Here is a 16,403-nt window from a genome sequence, read left to right on the forward strand (position 1 = left end):
AACGTGGCAGGAGTCGCACGTCGCCGTCTGGACGCGGAGCTGGTACGCCGCAAGCTCGCGCGCTCGCGGGAGCACGCCGGGCAGCTGATCGCCGCCGGGCGGGTCACCGTCGGCAAGACCGTCGCGACCAAGCCCGCCACGCAGGTGGAGACGGCGGCGGCGATCGTCGTCGCCTTGGACGACGACGACCCCGACTACGTCTCCCGGGGCGGGCACAAGCTCGCCGGGGCGCTGAAGGCCTTCGTGCCGCGGGGGCTTGTCGTCGAGGGACGGCGGGCGCTGGACGCCGGGGCGTCCACCGGGGGGTTCACGGATGTGCTGCTGCGGGCCGGTGCCGCGCACGTCGTCGCCGTCGACGTCGGATACGGACAACTCGCCTGGTCTCTGCGGAGCGATGAACGCGTCACCGTCAAGGACCGTACGAACGTACGCGAGTTGACGCTTGAAGCGATCGATGGGAAGCCAGTGGATCTTGTCGTGGGGGACTTGTCCTTCATCCCGCTCGGGCTGGTGCTGCCGGCCCTGGCGCGGTGCACCGAGCCGGACGCGGATCTGGTCATGATGGTCAAGCCGCAGTTCGAGGTGGGGAAGGAACGGCTCGGCAGCGGGGGCGTCGTGCGCAGCCCGCAGCTGCGGGCCGAGGCGGTGCGCGGCGTCGCCGGCAAGGCGTGGGACCTCGGGCTCGGGGTGAAGGGTGTCACCGCCAGTCCGCTGCCCGGGCCGTCGGGCAATGTCGAGTACTTTCTGTGGCTCCGGGCCGGGGCGCCTGCCCTGGACCCGGCCGACGTTGACCGTGCAGTTGCGGAGGGGCCGCGTTGACCGAGAACCGAGCTCGTACTGTTTTCCTCCTCGCCCACACGGGCCGGCCCGCCGCGATCCGCAGTGCGGAACTTGTGGTGAAGGGGCTGCTGCGCGAGGGCATCGGGGTGCGCGTCCTGGAGTACGAGGCCGCCGACCTGCACGTGCCCGACGAGGTGGAACTCGTCGCCGAGGCCACTCCGGACTGCCTGGAGGGCTGCGAGCTGCTCATCGTCCTCGGCGGTGACGGAACGCTGCTGCGGGGCGCCGAGTTCGCGCGGGCGTCCGGGGTGCCGATGCTCGGCGTCAACCTCGGCAGTGTCGGGTTCCTCGCCGAGGCCGAGCGGGACGACCTCGACAAGGTCGTCGACCGGGTCGTCAGCAAGGCGTACGAGGTCGAGGAGCGGATGACCGTCGATGTCGTCGTGCATCGCAACGGGGACATCGTGCACACGGACTGGGCGCTGAACGAGGCGGCGGTGCAGAAGGCCGGCGCAGAGAAGCTGCTTGAGGTCGTCCTCGAGATCGATGGGCGCCCGGTGACCGGGTTCGGGTGTGACGGGATCGTTCTGTCCACGCCCACCGGGTCCACGGCCTATGCGTTCTCCGCCGGTGGGCCTGTGGTGTGGCCCGAGGTCGAGGCGCTGTTGATGGTGCCGATCAGCGCGCACGCGCTGTTCGCGAAGCCGTTGGTGACCTCGCCGAACTCCGTGCTCGCCGTGGAGCTGCTGCCGCACATTCCGCCGGGGGTCCTGTGGTGTGACGGGCGGCGGACCTTCGAGCTGCCTCCGGGGGCTCGGGTCGAGGTGCGGCGGGGGGCTGTGCCGGTGCGGTTGGCTCGGCTGCATCATGCTTCGTTCACGGATCGGCTGGTGGCGAAGTTCGCGCTGCCCGTTTCCGGGTGGCGGGGGGCTCGGCCTTAGCGGTCTGTGAGGGGTGGCGGGGGCTCGTCGGCGGCCGCGGGTTCGCGTCCCTGAAAAGCACCTCCACTCGCCCGGGTGACCAGGGTGCCTCGCACTCTTCGGGGTGGACCTCGTATGGTCTTCTCCGTGTTGGAGGAGATGCGGATACGGTCGCTCGGAGTCATCGACGACGCGGTCGTCGAGCTGTCGCCCGGGTTCACCGCCGTCACCGGTGAGACGGGTGCGGGCAAGACCATGGTGGTCACCAGCCTCGGGCTGCTGCTGGGCGGGCGCGCCGATCCCGCGCTCGTGCGGATCGGCGCCGAGCGGGCGGTCGTCGAGGGGCGCATCGCCGTGCCCTCGGGCGCCCCGGTGGTCGTACGGGCCGAGGAGGCCGGCGCCGAGCTCGACGACGGCGCGCTGCTCATCAGCCGTACCGTTTCCGCCGAGGGGCGGTCGCGGGCGCACGTCGGCGGGCGCAGTGTGCCCGTGGGCGTGCTGGCCGAGCTGGCCGACGAACTGGTGGCCGTGCACGGGCAGACCGACCAGCAGGGGCTGCTGAAGCTGTCCCGGCAGCGCCAGGCGCTCGACCGATACGCCGGGGACTCCGTCGCCGTGCCGCTCGCCAAGTACACCGAGGCCTACCGGCGGCTGCGGGCCGTGGCCGTCGAGCTGGACGAGATCGTCACACGCGCGCGTGAGCGGGCCCAGGAGGCCGACATGCTGCGCTACGGCCTTGACGAGGTGTCCGGCGTCGAGCCGCGCGCCGGGGAGGACGTGGAACTCGCGGAGGAGGCCGAGCGGCTGGGGCACGCCGAGGCGCTGTCCTCGGCCGCCACGGCCGCGCACGCCGCTCTCGCGGGCAATCCCGAGGATCCCGAGGGCATCGACGCCGCGACCTTGGTGGCGGGCGCTCAGCGGGCTGTGGAGGCCGTGCGGTCCTACGACCCGAGGCTCGCCGCGCTCGCGGACCGGATCGGGGAGATCGGGATCCTGCTCGGTGACGTGGCCGGGGAGCTCGCGGGGTACGCCGACGACCTCGACGCCGATCCGCTGCGGCTGGCGGCGGTCGAGGAGCGGCGGGCCGCGCTCACCGCGCTGACGCGCAAGTACGGGCCGGACGTGACCGCGGTACTGGCGTGGGCCGAGCAGAGCGCGGCGCGGCTGACCGAACTGGACGGCGACGACGAGCGGATCGACGAGCTGACCGCCGAGCGGGACGCGCTGCGGGCCGAACTGGGCGGGCTCGCGCAGGCGCTGACGGACGCGCGGACCGAGGCGGCCGAGAGGTTTGCGGCCGCGGTGACCGCAGAGTTGGCTTCTCTGGCGATGCCTCACGCGCGCGTGTCGTTCGCGATCCGGCAGACCGAGGATCCGGAGGGTGTCGAGGTCGGCGGGCGGGCGGTCGCCTACGGGCCGTCCGGTGCCGACGAGGTCGAGCTGCTGCTCGCCCCGCATCCGGGCGCCCCGCCGCGGCCCATCGCCAAGGGCGCGTCCGGCGGTGAGCTGTCGCGCGTGATGCTCGCCGTGGAGGTCGTGTTCGCGGGGACGGACCCCGTGCCGACGTACCTCTTCGACGAGGTCGACGCGGGTGTCGGCGGCAAGGCGGCCGTGGAGATCGGGCGGCGGCTCGCGAAGCTCGCGAAGAGCGCGCAGGTCGTGGTCGTCACCCATCTTCCGCAGGTCGCGGCCTTCGCCGACCGGCAGCTGCTGGTCGAGAAGACCAACGACGGGTCGGTCACCCGGTCCGGCGTGAAGGTCCTGGAGGGCGAGGAGCGGATCCGGGAGCTGTCCCGGATGCTGGCCGGCCAGGAGGACTCGGAGACGGCCCGGGCGCACGCCGAGGAGCTGCTGGCGACGGCACGCACGGACGCGTGATCGCGGACGCGTGAGCGAGGAGACGTGACCCGGGGACCCCGGCTGTAATCGAACGGATCCCTGGGTTCATTCGCTCTTGTGGGTGACATGTACGGCCGTGTCGCCGGGGGTCCGGCGGTCGGGCGGCACGGAACACCCGTGCGTGCTGGCATCCTTGGGCTGGTACGAGGAGGAAGCCGAGCGGTCCATCCCTCCGCCGGTCCCCAGTACGTTCCTTCGTGACCGTCCGACGCCGAACCCAGGAGCCCCGGCCACGTGAGCAGCCACGCACCGCACGGCCAGTCGCCGCTGCGCACCGTGCAGGTGCTGGGCGGCGGCAACGCCGGCAGCAGCGCGCACGTGCGCTCCCTGGCCGCGGGGCTTGTCGCGCGGGGCGTGCGGGTGACGGTGTGCGCCCCGTCCGAGGCCGAGCGCCTCTACGACTTCACGGGCGCCGGCGCCGAACACGTGCACGTACCGCGCAGCAGCGACCCGGGGTCGGTGGCGGCGCTGCGGGCGGCCTGCACGGACGCCGACGTGGTCCACGCGCACGGGCTGCACGCCTCGTTCCGCGCCGTCCTCGCGCTCGGCGGGCGCCGCACCCCGCTCGTCGTCACCTGGCACAGCCGGGCGCGTGCCGACGGCGCCCGCGCCCATCTGCTGCGGCTGCTGGAGCGGCGGGTGGCGAGGGCGGCTGCCGTCGTGCTGGGCACCACCTCCGACCTCGTCGACCGGGCGCGCCGGACCGGCGCCAAGGACGCCCGGCTCGCCGGTGTGGCGCTGCCCGGACCCGGCGCGGCCGGTCGGGTCGAGGAGCCCGAGGACGCCGAGCAGCCGCGTCCCAAGGTGCGGGCCGAACTCGGCGCGATCGGCCGTCCGTTGCTGATGGCCGTCGGATCATTGGACCGGCACCGGGGCTACGACCTGCTGCTGGACGCCACGCACGCGTGGTGCCGGCTGGATCCCGTGCCGCTGGTGGTCATCGCCGGGGAGGGCCCGATGCGGCCGGCGCTGCAGCGCCGTATCGAGGACGAGGAGCTGCCGGTGCGGCTGCTCGGGCGGCGCGACGACGTCGGCGCGCTGCTCGCCGCCGCCGATCTCGCGCTGCTGCCGGGAGGCGAGGAGGCCCGGTCGGTCCTGGCGCAAGAGGCCCTCCACGCGCGCGTGCCGCTCGTCGCCGCCCAGGCCGGCGGGATCCGCGAACTCGTCGGCGACGCGGCCGAACTCGTCCCGCCCGGCGATGCGCAGGCCTTCGCCGAGGCCGTCGTACGCCTGCTCGGCGATGCGGAACGGCGCGAGCGGCTGCGGGACCTGGGCCGGCGTCAGGCGGCCACCTGGCCCACCGAGGACGAGACCGTCGCGCAGGTGCTGAGTGTGTACGACGAGCTGACGCAGCCTCTGCCGATGATCTGACGCCCTACGGCAGATGCCGGCGGGCGCGCAGGGCCAGGCTGAGGGCCAGGACCGTCTGCGGGTCGTCCAGGTCGGTGCCGAGCAGCTCGCCGATGCGGGCGAGGCGGTTGTAGAGCGTCTGGCGGTTGAGGTGCAGCTCGCGGGCCGTCTCCGCCTTGCGGCCCGCGTGGGCCAGATAGGTCTCCAGGGTGGGCAGCAGGGGCGGCTTGGAGCGGCGGTCGTGGTCGCGGACCGGGCCGATCGCGCGGTCCACGAAGGCCGCCAGGTCCGGGTGGTCGCGCAGCCGCCACAGCAGCAGGTCGATGTCGAGGCGGCGGGCGTCGTACCAGGGGCGGTCCGACAGGCCCTGGGCGGCGGTCGCCGCCTCCGCCGCGTGCCGGAGGCCCGCCGAGGCCGCCGCCCAGCCGCCCGCGACGCCGACCACCACGATCGGTGGCGGCGCGCCCGGCCGCTGCATCCCGGCCCGCTCCACCCCGGCCCGCAGCGCCGCCGCGACCCGGTCCGCGACGGCCGACCGCTCCGGCTCCGACCGCAGGCCCACCAGGAGCGGCACGCGGCCCTCCACCGGCCGTACGCCGAGGAGCACCGGCACGCCCACCGACGCCAGCTCCTCCGCGACCGCGCGGGCCAGCACCGCCCAGCCGCCGCCGGGGGCGTGGGGGTCCCCCCGCTCGAGCGAAGCCGAGAGTGGGGGAGCTTCGCCCACCCGCATGACGACCGGCAGCAGCGGGCCCGCACCGGGCTTGAAGCCGAGCACGCGGGCCTGTGCCGGAGCGTCCTCCGCCGTGATCCGGCCCTCGGCGAGATCGGTCAGGAAGTCGCCCCGGCCACGCGCCGCCAGCTCCTCCTCCTGGCGCGCCTGCATCAGCACCACGGCCAGGATCCCCGCGGCCCGCTCGGCGGCCATCCGGTGCACCGGAGCGAGCGGGCCGCGCACGGGCAGCAGTACGAGCCGGGCGCGGACCGAACCCGCCCCCGGCCCGCCCCCGGGCACGTCCACCAGTACCGAACCGGCGGGCGGCGGCACTTCCTTGCGCGGGCCGCGCAGCCCCTCCCACACCTGGAGCGGATCCGCCCCCTCCGGTCCTTCCCCGGCGGCGTAGAGCAGCTGGCCGTCCGTCGTCTCCAGGAACACCGGGTTGCCGCCGAAGTCGGCCAGGATGCCCAGCACCTGCGGGATCCCGCCACCGCCCAGCAGCGCCTCGGTGCAGCGGCGGTGCACTTCCTCCGCGCGCTGGAGCAGCGCGTAGTGGCCGTTGACGATCTCGGTGTGGATCTCCTCCGTGACCGTCACGAACGGCACCTCGCGGTGCAGCTGCACTAGCGGCAGGCCGTTCACCCGCGCCGTCTCCACGAGGGTCGCGGGCAGCCGGGTGAAGCGCGGGCCCAGCTCGATCACCAGGGCCGCGATGCCCCGCTCGGCGAGGGTCCGCACGAACGCCCGCTGCTCGGCCGGCCGGGTACCGAGGCCGTAGCCCGTCGTCAGCAGCAGCTCGCCGCCCTTGAGCAGGGAGGCGATGTGCGGGACCTCGCCCGCGTGCACCCAGCGCACGGTCCGCCCCAGCCGGTCGGCGCCCGCGAGGACCTCGGGCAGTCCACTGCGCAGGCCGGGCAGCTCCAGCGCCCGCCGCACGGTGATGCCGGCGTCCTGGCTGTCGGGTCGATGGTCCGTACGGCTGTCCATGCAGCGGACGCTACCTGCGAGGACGCCCCGGCAGACAGCCGAGCGGCCGGTCAGGTGGGCTTGATGTTGTGATTGAAGCGGAAGACGTTGTCGGGGTCGTAGTGCCGCTTGACGTCCCCGAGCCGCCGCGCGTTCTCCGCGCCGAGGCCGGCGACAACCCGGTCGGTGCCCTCGTCGCCGATGAAGTTGAGGTAGACGTCACCCGTGCTCCACGGGCGGACACCGGCGCGTACGTCGCGCACCCACCGCACACAGCGCTCGTCGTCCGCCGGGTCCTCCCAGACCCCGAAGGGATGCACGACCCAGGCCGCGTCCCGGTACGGCACCGGGTACTCGTGTGGCCCGCCGGCGATCGCGCCGCCCTGCGGCCACAGCAGATGCTGGGTGCCCGTCGGCACGGGCACGGATTCCGCGAGAGCGCAGTAGGCGTCCACGAAGTCGTCCGGAGCACCCGTCAGATACTCCGCCGACCAGTAGTTACGCATCCCGGGCGGATCGTCGATCATGCACTGGACGTCCGCGTACGGCATCGCCCCGACGATCTCCGTCTCGTGCGGCAGCGCGAGCAGCGGCTGGGCCAGCTTGCGCATGTCCTCCTCGGCGCCGGCGTACGTCAGCAGCACCGCGCACACCTTGTGGCCCACCAGGTGGGGTGGTACGAAATCCTCGGGCGGGCCGGTGAGGAACAGAACCGCGCCGCTCGCCTCGTCGGGAGCCGGCTCGATCAGGTCGCGGTAGGTGCGCACGGCCTCGGGGCCGTACTCCGGGAGGTACAGCAGCATCGCGATGGAGAACTCGGGCAGCTCGTACAGCTTCAGGGTGAGCGCGGTGGCGACGCCGAAGTTTCCTCCGCCGCCGTGCAGGGCCCAGAACAGGTCGGGGTGTTCGTCGGCGCTGGCGTGGACCTGCTCGGCGTCGGCGGTGACGAGTTTGACGCCGAGCAGGTTGTCGACCGCGAGGCCGCAGCGGCGGTCCAGCCAGCCGCTGCCGCCGCCCAGGACGAAGCCGCCGACACCGGTGGTGGAGACCCGGCCGCCGGTCGTGGCGAGGGCGAAGGGCTCGCAGGCACGGTCCAGGTCGCTCATGGTGGCGCCACCCGCGACCCGTACCGCCTCGGCCGCGGGGTCGACGGTGACGGACCGCATGTGCCGCAGATCCACCACCACGGCTCCGTCGCCCAGCGCCTGGCCCGACACACTGTGCCCGCCGCCGCGCACCGCGATCTTCAGATCCAGGTCACGGGCGAAGCGGACCGTCCGTACGACGTCCGCCTCGTCCACGCACTGGGCGATCACCGCCGGGCGTCGGTCGATCATCGCGTTGAAGACCGTGCGGGCCTCGTCGTAGCCCGGGTCGTCCGGGGCGAACACGTCGCCCGACAGTTCCTCGCGCAGCGCGGTGAGGGCTGCGCCGGCTTTCGAGGGGGAGGCCATGGGGCGCCCCCTTTCGCGCAGGGGCAGTATGACCTTCCCAGCGTAGGCGCTCCGCTGGGAGGGCCGCGATGCGTCGTCGCCCGTCTGCGGCGCCGTTGTGGCTGATCGCGCAGTTCCCCGCGCCCCTTTGGGGCGCTTGTAGGTTTCCGATGCCTGGTGCGTCGTTAGGTCGCCTGAGCTGGGGTTTCATGAGCCATTTCCACTGTTGTGTCGGTGGCTTCGTCCCGTGGCCCTGTCGTTTTCCTCAGAGTCACGGGAGTCGCCGAGCGGAAGGCGGGCTGAGGCTCGGTGCGCCGCCGCGGTCAGCGAGTAGTAGGTGCGTCGGCGTGCGGAGCCTGGCCGTTCGGCCCGGGATTCGAGGCGGCTTGTGAGCCAGCCGGCTGCTTCCAGGCGCTTGAGCTGCTTGTAGACGGTATTGAATGGAATTCCGGTGGCGGTGTGGATCCGGGCTGCGTAAGTTTCCTGCTCGCCGGCAGCCAGTAGGTGGTGCAGGAGCGGCTGCAGGGGCATAGGGATGCTCAGATGCCGAATTGGCGTGTCCGGGTGCAGAGTGGTCAGTGCTGCGTGTGCGCCGTCAACGGTTCTGGCTGCAGAAGTCAGGACATCTCGCCCTGGCATGGGTTCTATGGTGGAACCGAGGCTGTGACGCATGAGTTCCTGGACGTGACTGCCCTTGAGATGTTGCAAGAGCATCGTCCCGCGGTTGGTTGGTCGCTGGGGTCTGTGGCGGCCAGGTCGGTGGAAGAGCCGAGCTCCGATGTCGCGTTCCAGTTGGTCGAGCTGTAGAGCGAGAACGGACTGCGTAACCCCAAGGTATGTAGCCGCAGTTGTGGCGGTAGGGAAAGCCATGCAGATCTGAAAACGACGCAGTCGAAGCCAGCCATGCAAGGTTCCCTCTACTGCTGACCTAATATCGAGCGGCACTGATTCGTCGAGTTTCGCCGTCAGGGCGGGCCGACTGTGAACGCCCATAGGGCGGCGAGGGATGCCGAGCTTTTCGAGCCGGTTGAGAATGGCGTTGGCGCTAACCCCGACATCTTGGGCGATATCTTCAGCGGTGCGGACCCTGAGGAGATACTGCTGTCGCAGCCAGTCGTCATCGATCGGCTGCGGCCGGTTTCCGTGATAGATCTCCATATCGAGCTCTCGTGCACGCAAGATCACTTGCTTCGCTGACAAGTCATACTCTTCGGCGATTCCGCGGAGAGTCTTTTTCTTTGTCGTGTACTCGCGGTGCAGGAAATCGGGGGTGAGGAGTCGGCGTCCTCGTTCGCGGATGCGCCAGCTGCCAAACGGCGACGTCGGGCTGGTGGCCTCTTTGTGTGACCTTTCCCAAGATCTCTGGGAGATTTCGCTCATGCTTTGAAGGTCTGAGAGTGATAGCGACTGCACAAGTGTGGAGAAGGGAGTGTCCACCGCTGCAAAGACTGACTCGGCGCTCATATGTCTATCAATGGAGAGGGAGTCGAGTTTGTGTTGGGCCTGGAGCAGAGGATGTTGTGGGTCGAAGTCCAAGAGAGGTGCGGCGGTCAGGTTGGTGCCACAAATGCTTCGTCGGCCGGTTCGGCGCATGCAGTGTTCTGGGGGGTGTAGGTGCACCGGCCTGGGCAGGAACTCACGAGGCTCTTTGCAGCAGCTCGGGCAAACATTGTGCAGGAGCGCGTGATGCTTCGTGCAGGCGAAGGACCAAGGCAGCCACCAGCGTGTGGGCCAGCGACCTTGCATCTCGCCCAAGCACTGCGGACAGAACCGCCAGTGTGGTGCACGGTGGCCGAAGATGTCTGCTGGCACGACGGCCTGGTCGAGCAGGCCAGCAGGCAGCACAAGCTGCTTCTCCAGGCTCTGCAGCTGTGGGGTGCTCAGTCCGACGAGGAGGTAGTGGGTCCGTTCGGCCATGGGCAGGCTCAGTGCGTCCACGAGGGCGGACAGGGAAGTCCAGGAGCGGCGGGCGAGGGCCTCCAGCCAGCTGTCCAGGCTCTCGCCGGGCTGCGGGATAACGCGGATCGCCAGGGTGCGGAGTTCGCTCAAGACGTCTGCTTCCGGTTCTGCCCAGGGCGGCTGACGAGCCGGCCGGCGTCGAGGGCGTCGTGGTACTCCTGTCGGGCCCGTTCGGAAGCGGCGTCGTTTTTCACCTGGTCCAGCAGCTTCGTGTCTAGGCGCTCGGCGCCGGTGCGTACGGCTCTCTGGCAGCCGCGGTTGACGAGCGTCATGAGCGAGCCGATGTGTCCGGTGCTGCGGGCGAAGAGATAGTCGGACAGGTCGTCCGCGATCATGCCGGGGTACTTGTTCGCGAGGATGACGCGTTCCTCGATCGCGAGGAGGGTGTCGCGCCAGCCGCAGCGTCCCTTCTCGGTCTTGATGTCGAACGGTTCCATGCCCAGGCGGGTTGTGCGGCGTCCGGTCTGTGCGAGGACCGCGTCTTCGTGGCTTGCTCCCTCGCTGAACAGGCCCCGGTTTTCCAGGCCGACGCCCACCATCAGCAGGGTCACCGGGAACTCGTTGGCGATGTATTTGAAGTGGTTGCTGACCTCGATACCGCTCTTGTTCCGCCACTTCAGGAAGTGCAAATCGTCCACGATCAGTAGTTTTGTCTCCGCGGACAGAACGGAATCGAGTGCCCGGTATCCGAATTCTGCTGTCGTGCCGCGGTGACGGCCGGGGTGGCTGAAGTATTCCAGAATGGCCCGGTTGAAATCGCGCATTCCGGTGTTGCTCGTCAAGCCGACGCGGCATACCGGCCAGCGCTCGTGACCGTCGTCGGTGTATTCGCCTTCTTCTTTGATGATGCGGCGGTGGAGCTTGCGGGCGAAGGCGAGCACGGCGGTGGTCTTGCCCAGACCGGGGAAGGCGTCGAGGGCGATCCCGCCCTTGACCTTGTCACCCTCCTGGTCGTTGCTGTCGAAGATGTCCCACAGGTCTTCGTGCAGTGCCTTCATCTGCGGGGTGTCCAGCGGGCCGAGATTCGCGTGCCACCTGCGGCGGGTGCGGTTGTATTCGGCGAGCGCCTCCTCACACAGCTTCTTCAGCTGCCGGCGGGACAGCAGCTCAGGGCGGACCCGGCGCGGGGCGTTGGCGAAGCGGCCGAAGCCTTCCTTGCGGGACAGCGTGAGGTGGTCCAGCCGGGAGCGCAGATCGGCTTCCTCGGCCAGAGCCCGGGCTGTCTTATTCATCGTCATCGACGTCCTTCAAAGCCGTGGCGTAGAAGTCGAGTTCTTCGTCCAACTCCTCCAGGCCGTCCGCGTCGTCGTCCCCCTGCTCGGCCTCGCCCGTCTCGATGGCTGGCGCCGAGGACTGTTCGGGAAGGGACAGCACGCGGGCGACCGACGGCAGGACGTCGGCTTCGGAGACTTCGTCCTTGGGCAGGTCCACGGCGGCCTGTTCGCGGGAGAGCCGCAGGGCCATGCGCCGCTCGACCAGGGAATTGCCGAGCCCGAGATTCCACCGCTCCAGCAGCAGTGCGACGGCGAGCCGGTCGTTGGGGTAGGTGTACTGCTTCGCGGCCAGGCGCCGGGCGAACTGCAAAGCTTCCTCGCTCAGCGGCATCTGGAGACTTGGCGCGTGTTCCCAGCGCAGTGTGTGCCACTTTCGCTCCGCGTCGCGGAAGTAGACGCGGGTGACGTCATCGGGGTCGGCGAAGAACTCAAGCCGCCGCTGGGACAGCGAGATGTCCGATCCGGCCATGTCCCGCAGGCCGTCGAGACCCGGGCCGTCGTAGCGGCGTCCCTTGATCTCAACGCCGTAGTGCTGGACGGTCCGCATCGTGACGTCCAGGAACTCGTAGGCGAGATCCGGATCACGTGGCACTTCGATGTAGCCGGCCCGCGCGAGCCCGTGCTCGAACATCGCCGCCGGCGACAGGTCCACACTCGGTAGGTGCGGATCGACGAGACCGCTGTGTGGCCTGCGGTGATACACACAGGCCACCCACTCACGGATGATCGCCTCAAGCTCGTGGAGGAAGAAGAAGGCATCTTTTTCGGGGTTGAGTCCCCGCGAATGGATGTCGGGTCCCTTGTAGCCTGGCAGCAGTTGCAGCACGTCTTCCCGCGCGGTCCTGAAAAATCTCTCCAGCGGGCCCTTGTCCCGGCCCGTCCGTAGCCGGGCTGGCTGGATCGACATGCCCATCCGGCGGCAGACGCTGGTCAGGTGGGCAGAGAGATAAATCTTGCCGTGGTCGACGATGACCGTCTCCGCCGCCAGTGCCGGGCCGACGGCCCCCGTGACGGGGCCATGGACCGCCTCGGCATCCACCAGGACACCGCGGGGGATCCCGTGATCGGGCCAGGCCGCTTCCTTCGGCCAGTTCTCAGGCACGGGCCGGGGCCGGTAGGTCTGGAACAGGACGGCCGCCGCGTCGACGGCCTTCGTCGACACCGGCGTGACGCGGATGCCGGTGATGCAGCGGGTGTACCAGTCCATCGCGACTGTCAGCTCCGCCTGCACCCACTTCAGCGTCACCGGGTCGAAGGCGAAGACATCCAGCCGCGTGGTGTCCATCAGCACGTACTCGCCCGGCCGGGTGGGCCGCAGCTTCCCGTAGACACCAGCGGGACGAGCCGCGATCTCACGGTTGCGTTTCGTACTCAGCCGGAACGTCGGATGACGCCGATCAAGCTCGTGCATCCACCGATAGCCCGCCGTCCGCTTCGGCAGCGGCACCACCTTGGGTCCGAAACGCTCCTCCAGCCGGGCCTCCACCCGCTCCAGCACGAGCTTGATCGAGGGCCGGGACTCCTCCTCGTACTCGCCCAGAACCTCTTCAGCCACTTCCACCCAGCGCGGATCGGCATGAGAAAGACCGCCCTCCGCCTGAGCCTTCTTCGGGACGAGCCCCACCTCACCGCTCTCAAGGAACGCGCGTGCCCAGCGCTCCACCGACCGCACGGTCACACCCAGCTCGGACGCCTTGGCCGCATACCGCTTCCCCAGCGAAAGGCCGGGAGCGTACTCAGGCCGCGGTTCACCGGGCCTCGCCAATTCCTCGGAACCCGAGCGGTAACCCGTCAGCGTCTCCCGGACGTGCTCGGCCCGTTCCAGCACGTCCTTGCGTTCCTCCTTGGTCAGCCGGGCCAGAACCACGGAGACCAGGTCCCCATCGTCGGCGGCCGGCCCCCGGTCCTCGGCGATCACCTCAGCCCGGTCCGAGGTCAGCAGTTCCCGAACCGACATCCGCACCAGCCGGTCACGGGCGTCCTTGAGGATGACCTCCATGCCCGTGGCCAGGCTCGCGAACTCCACGACCTCGGCCGTCTCGCCGTCGAGCCGAAAACGTGTGCCGACCCCGAGCCGCGTTCCCGCCCCGCTCATGCGGCCCTCCTCAGCACGTGCCCAGAGCTGAGCGGCCGGTCCAGCTCGGTCGTCACGTGCCCAGACCACAGCAGGTGCAGCACCGCCGACTTCACCAGCGGCCGGGGGCAGTCGGGCAGCAGCCGGAAAGCCTCGCCCAGCGAGCGTCCCTCCAGCTCACAGGCCCTCAGACCGTCCAAGAGGCCCGGATCGAACAGCCAGTCCCTGCGGTAGCCGGCGAGAAAGCGCACGTTCTCCAGCTCATGAGGATCCGGTTCACTCCAGACCTCGTAACGCCACCCGCGGGAGGCGACCACCGCACGCGTCCACGCGAACGTGAACGCGACCTTCGGCCGTTCCAGCCGATGCCGCGGCTTGACGTCCACGACCACCGGCCCGTCATCGGTCAGCAGCAGATAGTCCGGGATGTGCCGCCGCATCCTGCCCTCAGCCACGGCCTTGAGTAGGAACGGTTGAGCGACGACATGCCGGACGTCCGGCGCGAAGTCCGCGAACAGCAGCCGGGCCAGCTCCAGCCGCGACTCGTAGATCACGTGGTCGCGTACCGTCGCCGCCCAGTACGTCCCCGAGTAGTGCTGTTGGCCCTTGTACCAGCGGAAAGTCCGCCACGGCTGTGCGTGCCGCAGGAGATCGAGGGGCGCGGACGCCCACTCCAAGTCCTCCACCACACACTCGTCGGTCTGCCGGACACTCACCTGTACCGACGTAGCCAGATCTGTTGCGCTCACCGGACCCCCAGCCTTGCGTTCTCCAAGGCGGCTTGATCGGCCGCCGAACGCTGCTGGCATGCCCCGGTCGTCTGCGTTGATGACGACCGGGACGGCCTGGTACACGAAGAGTGGAACTGCTTGAGTTAGAGGCATGAATCCCGCTCACCTGTCGTATCCGACACGGCTACGACATCCCCGCGCGGAATCCGACACGGGGAACGGGATCCCACAGCGCTTCAGCCTCCGTAAGCCCCCGAAGCCGTCAGGCGCAGGGCCGTGTCGATCAGTGGCACGTGGCTGAAGGCCTGGGGGAAGTTGCCGACCTGGCGCTTGAGGCGGGGGTCCCATTCCTCGGCGAGGAGGCCGAGGTCGTTGCGCAGGGAGAGCAGCTTCTCGAAGAGCTTGCGGGCCTCGTCCACACGGCCGATCATCGCCAGGTCGTCCGCCATCCAGAACGAGCAGGCGAGGAACGCGCCCTCGTCGCCGGGCAGGCCGTCGACGCCCTCGTCGTCGCCCTGGGTCGGGTAGCGCAGGATGAAGCCGTCCGGGGTGGACAGCTCGCGCTGGATCGCCTCGATGGTGCCGATGACCCGCTTGTCGTCGGGCGGCAGGAAGCCCATCTGGGGGATCAGGAGCAGCGACGCGTCCAGCTCCCTGGAGCCGTAGGACTGGGTGAACGTGTTGCGTTCCTTGTCGTAGCCCTTCTCGCACACGTCCCGGTGGATGTCGTCGCGCAGCTCGCGCCACCGCTCCAGCGGGCCGTCGGCGTCGCCGGACTCGATGAGCTTGATGGTGCGGTCGACGGCGACCCAGGCCATGACCTTGGAGTGCACGAAGTGGCGGCGCGGGCCGCGCACCTCCCAGATGCCCTCGTCGGGCGTGTCCCAGTGCTTCTCCAGGTAGCGGATCAGCTTGAGCTGGAGCAGCGAGGCGTAGTCGTTGCGGGCGAGGCCCGTCATGTGGCCGAGGTGCAGGGCCTCGGTGACCTCGCCGTAGACGTCCAGCTGCAGCTGGTGCGCCGCGCCGTTGCCGACCCGGACCGGGGCGGAGTTCTCGTAGCCGGGCAGCCAGTCCAGCTCGGCCTCGCCCAGCTCGCGCTCGCCCGCGATGCCGTACATGATCTGCAGGTTCTCCGGGTCGCCGGCGACCGCGCGGAGCAGCCACTCGCGCCAGGCGCGGGCCTCCTCGCGGTAGCCGGTGCGCAGCAGCGAGGAGAGGGTGATCGCCGCGTCGCGCAGCCAGGTGTAGCGGTAGTCCCAGTTGCGGACGCCGCCGATGTCCTCGGGCAGGGAGGTGGTCGGGGCCGCCACGATGCCGCCGGTGGGGGCGTAGGTGAGGGCCTTGAGGGTGATCAGGGAACGGATCACCGCCTCGCGGTACGGGCCGTGGTAGGTGCAGTGCTCCACCCACTCGCGCCAGAACTCCTCCGTCGCCTCCAGCGACTGCTCCGGCTCCGGCAGCGGCGGCGGCTCCTTGTGCGAGGGCTGCCAGGAGACCGTGAAGGCGATGCGGTCACCGGGGGCGACCGTGAAGTCCGCGTACGTGGTCAGCGACTTTCCGTAGGTCTCGGCGGTGGTGTCGAACCACACCGAGTCCGGGCCCGCGACGGCGACCGTGCGGCCGTCGTGCTTGTGCACCCAGGGGACGACACGGCCGTAGGAGAAGCGCATGCGCAGGGTGGAGCGCATCGGGACGCGGCCCGTGACGCCCTCGACGATGCGGATCAGCTGGGGCGCGCCGTCGCGCGGAGGCATGAAGTCGGTGATCCGGACCGTGCCGCGCGGAGTGTCCCACTCGGACTCCAGGATCAGCGAGTCGCCGCGGTAGGTGCGCCGGGCGGCCGCGGGCGGCTGAGCGTCGGAGGGGTGGGCCGGGCCAAGGCGCCAGAAGCCGTGTTCCTCTGTGCCGAGCAGACCTGCGAAGATCGCGTGCGAGTCGAAGCGGGGCAGGCACAGCCAGTCCACTGTCCCGTCACGGCAGACCAGGGCAGCGGTCTGCATGTCTCCGATGAGTGCGTAGTCTTCGATGCGCCCGGCCACGTGCAACTCCAGTCGAACGGCCACGTCACCCCCACGCGAACGGGGGGCTGTCGCTAGTACGGTCAAGGGGGTGTTGTAATGCGTCGTTGAGCGATGAAGCAAAGCAAACGCATCGCCGTATGGGCAAAACGCCAATTCTTGCTCAACGAACTGACGAGCTCTCGTTGTTCCGGTGGATACGGGCTGGGGTGTGCCGTCTTGCCGGCCGGGCTCGGCAGCGAGTGTCCGAGCAGGATACGACGCACGTAGATGATCTGTGT

The 16,403-nt window shown here is 70.1% G+C and carries 11 protein-coding genes; 4 read left to right on the top strand and 7 right to left on the bottom strand.

Annotated features, from left to right (window positions below; translation table 11 throughout):
* Positions 1–3 precede the first annotated feature (3 nt).
* The 4 genes from ACLZN2_RS21930 to ACLZN2_RS21945 all read left to right on the top strand — a co-directional run bounded on the left by ACLZN2_RS21930 (position 4) and on the right by ACLZN2_RS21945 (position 4,970).
* A complete protein-coding gene (locus tag ACLZN2_RS21930) occupies positions 4–819 on the top strand; it encodes a TlyA family RNA methyltransferase (protein ID WP_416980612.1) in 816 nt (271 codons plus the stop codon).
* Positions 816–1,721, top strand: a complete 906-nt coding sequence (locus tag ACLZN2_RS21935) for an NAD kinase (protein ID WP_416980614.1) — start codon at positions 816–818, stop codon at positions 1,719–1,721. The genes ACLZN2_RS21930 and ACLZN2_RS21935 overlap by 4 nt, the downstream gene beginning before the upstream one ends.
* Positions 1,722–1,835: 114 nt before the next feature.
* Complete coding sequence (gene recN / locus ACLZN2_RS21940) at positions 1,836–3,578, top strand: DNA repair protein RecN (RefSeq protein ID WP_416980616.1); 1,743 nt, start codon at positions 1,836–1,838, stop codon at positions 3,576–3,578.
* A gap of 255 nt (positions 3,579–3,833) precedes the next feature.
* A complete protein-coding gene (locus ACLZN2_RS21945) occupies positions 3,834–4,970 on the top strand; it encodes a glycosyltransferase family 4 protein (RefSeq protein ID WP_416980618.1) in 1,137 nt (378 codons plus the stop codon).
* A 4-nt stretch (positions 4,971–4,974) separates the two neighbouring features.
* Here ACLZN2_RS21945 and ACLZN2_RS21950 read toward each other — a convergent pair whose 3' ends face one another.
* From ACLZN2_RS21950 to ACLZN2_RS21980, 7 genes are all read right to left on the bottom strand, one after another.
* Positions 4,975–6,654 (bottom strand): PucR family transcriptional regulator, encoded by a 1,680-nt coding sequence (locus ACLZN2_RS21950; protein ID WP_416980620.1) that lies wholly within the window; start codon positions 6,652–6,654, stop codon positions 4,975–4,977.
* A 50-nt stretch (positions 6,655–6,704) separates the two neighbouring features.
* Positions 6,705–8,087 carry an FAD-binding oxidoreductase gene (locus tag ACLZN2_RS21955; protein ID WP_416980622.1) on the bottom strand — a complete coding sequence of 461 codons (1,383 nt, stop codon included), beginning with the start codon at positions 8,085–8,087 and terminating at the stop codon, positions 6,705–6,707.
* A 186-nt stretch (positions 8,088–8,273) separates the two neighbouring features.
* Entirely contained in the window at positions 8,274–10,115 is a 1,842-nt protein-coding gene (locus ACLZN2_RS21960; RefSeq protein ID WP_416980624.1) for a TniQ family protein, read from the bottom strand.
* Entirely contained in the window at positions 10,112–11,263 is a 1,152-nt protein-coding gene (locus ACLZN2_RS21965) for an AAA family ATPase (protein WP_416980626.1), read from the bottom strand. Before ACLZN2_RS21965 ends, ACLZN2_RS21960 begins: the two co-directional genes overlap by 4 nt.
* Positions 11,250–13,217 (bottom strand): Mu transposase C-terminal domain-containing protein, encoded by a 1,968-nt coding sequence (locus tag ACLZN2_RS21970; protein ID WP_416980628.1) that lies wholly within the window; start codon positions 13,215–13,217, stop codon positions 11,250–11,252. The genes ACLZN2_RS21965 and ACLZN2_RS21970 overlap by 14 nt, the downstream gene beginning before the upstream one ends.
* 173 nt (positions 13,218–13,390) lie before the next feature.
* Complete coding sequence (locus tag ACLZN2_RS21975) at positions 13,391–14,089, bottom strand: TnsA-like heteromeric transposase endonuclease subunit (RefSeq protein WP_416980630.1); 699 nt, start codon at positions 14,087–14,089, stop codon at positions 13,391–13,393.
* A 251-nt stretch (positions 14,090–14,340) separates the two neighbouring features.
* Positions 14,341–16,143, bottom strand: a complete 1,803-nt coding sequence (locus tag ACLZN2_RS21980) for a glycoside hydrolase family 15 protein (RefSeq protein WP_416980769.1) — start codon at positions 16,141–16,143, stop codon at positions 14,341–14,343.
* Positions 16,144–16,403 lie beyond the last annotated feature (260 nt).

The organism is Streptomyces sp. T028 (genome assembly GCF_048159505.1).
Classification (GTDB): domain Bacteria; phylum Actinomycetota; class Actinomycetes; order Streptomycetales; family Streptomycetaceae; genus Streptomyces.

What these genes read in the sequence shown, in the direction of transcription:
- ACLZN2_RS21950 (WP_416980620.1), bottom strand. Translation starts at nt 6,654, where the DNA reads ATGGACAGCCGTACGGACCATCGACCCGACAGCCAGGACGCCGGCATC.
- recN (WP_416980616.1), top strand. Translation starts at nt 1,836, where the DNA reads ATGGTCTTCTCCGTGTTGGAGGAGATGCGGATACGGTCGCTCGGAGTC.
- ACLZN2_RS21965 (WP_416980626.1), bottom strand. Translation starts at nt 11,263, where the DNA reads ATGACGATGAATAAGACAGCCCGGGCTCTGGCCGAGGAAGCCGATCTG.
- ACLZN2_RS21955 (WP_416980622.1), bottom strand. Translation starts at nt 8,087, where the DNA reads ATGGCCTCCCCCTCGAAAGCCGGCGCAGCCCTCACCGCGCTGCGCGAG.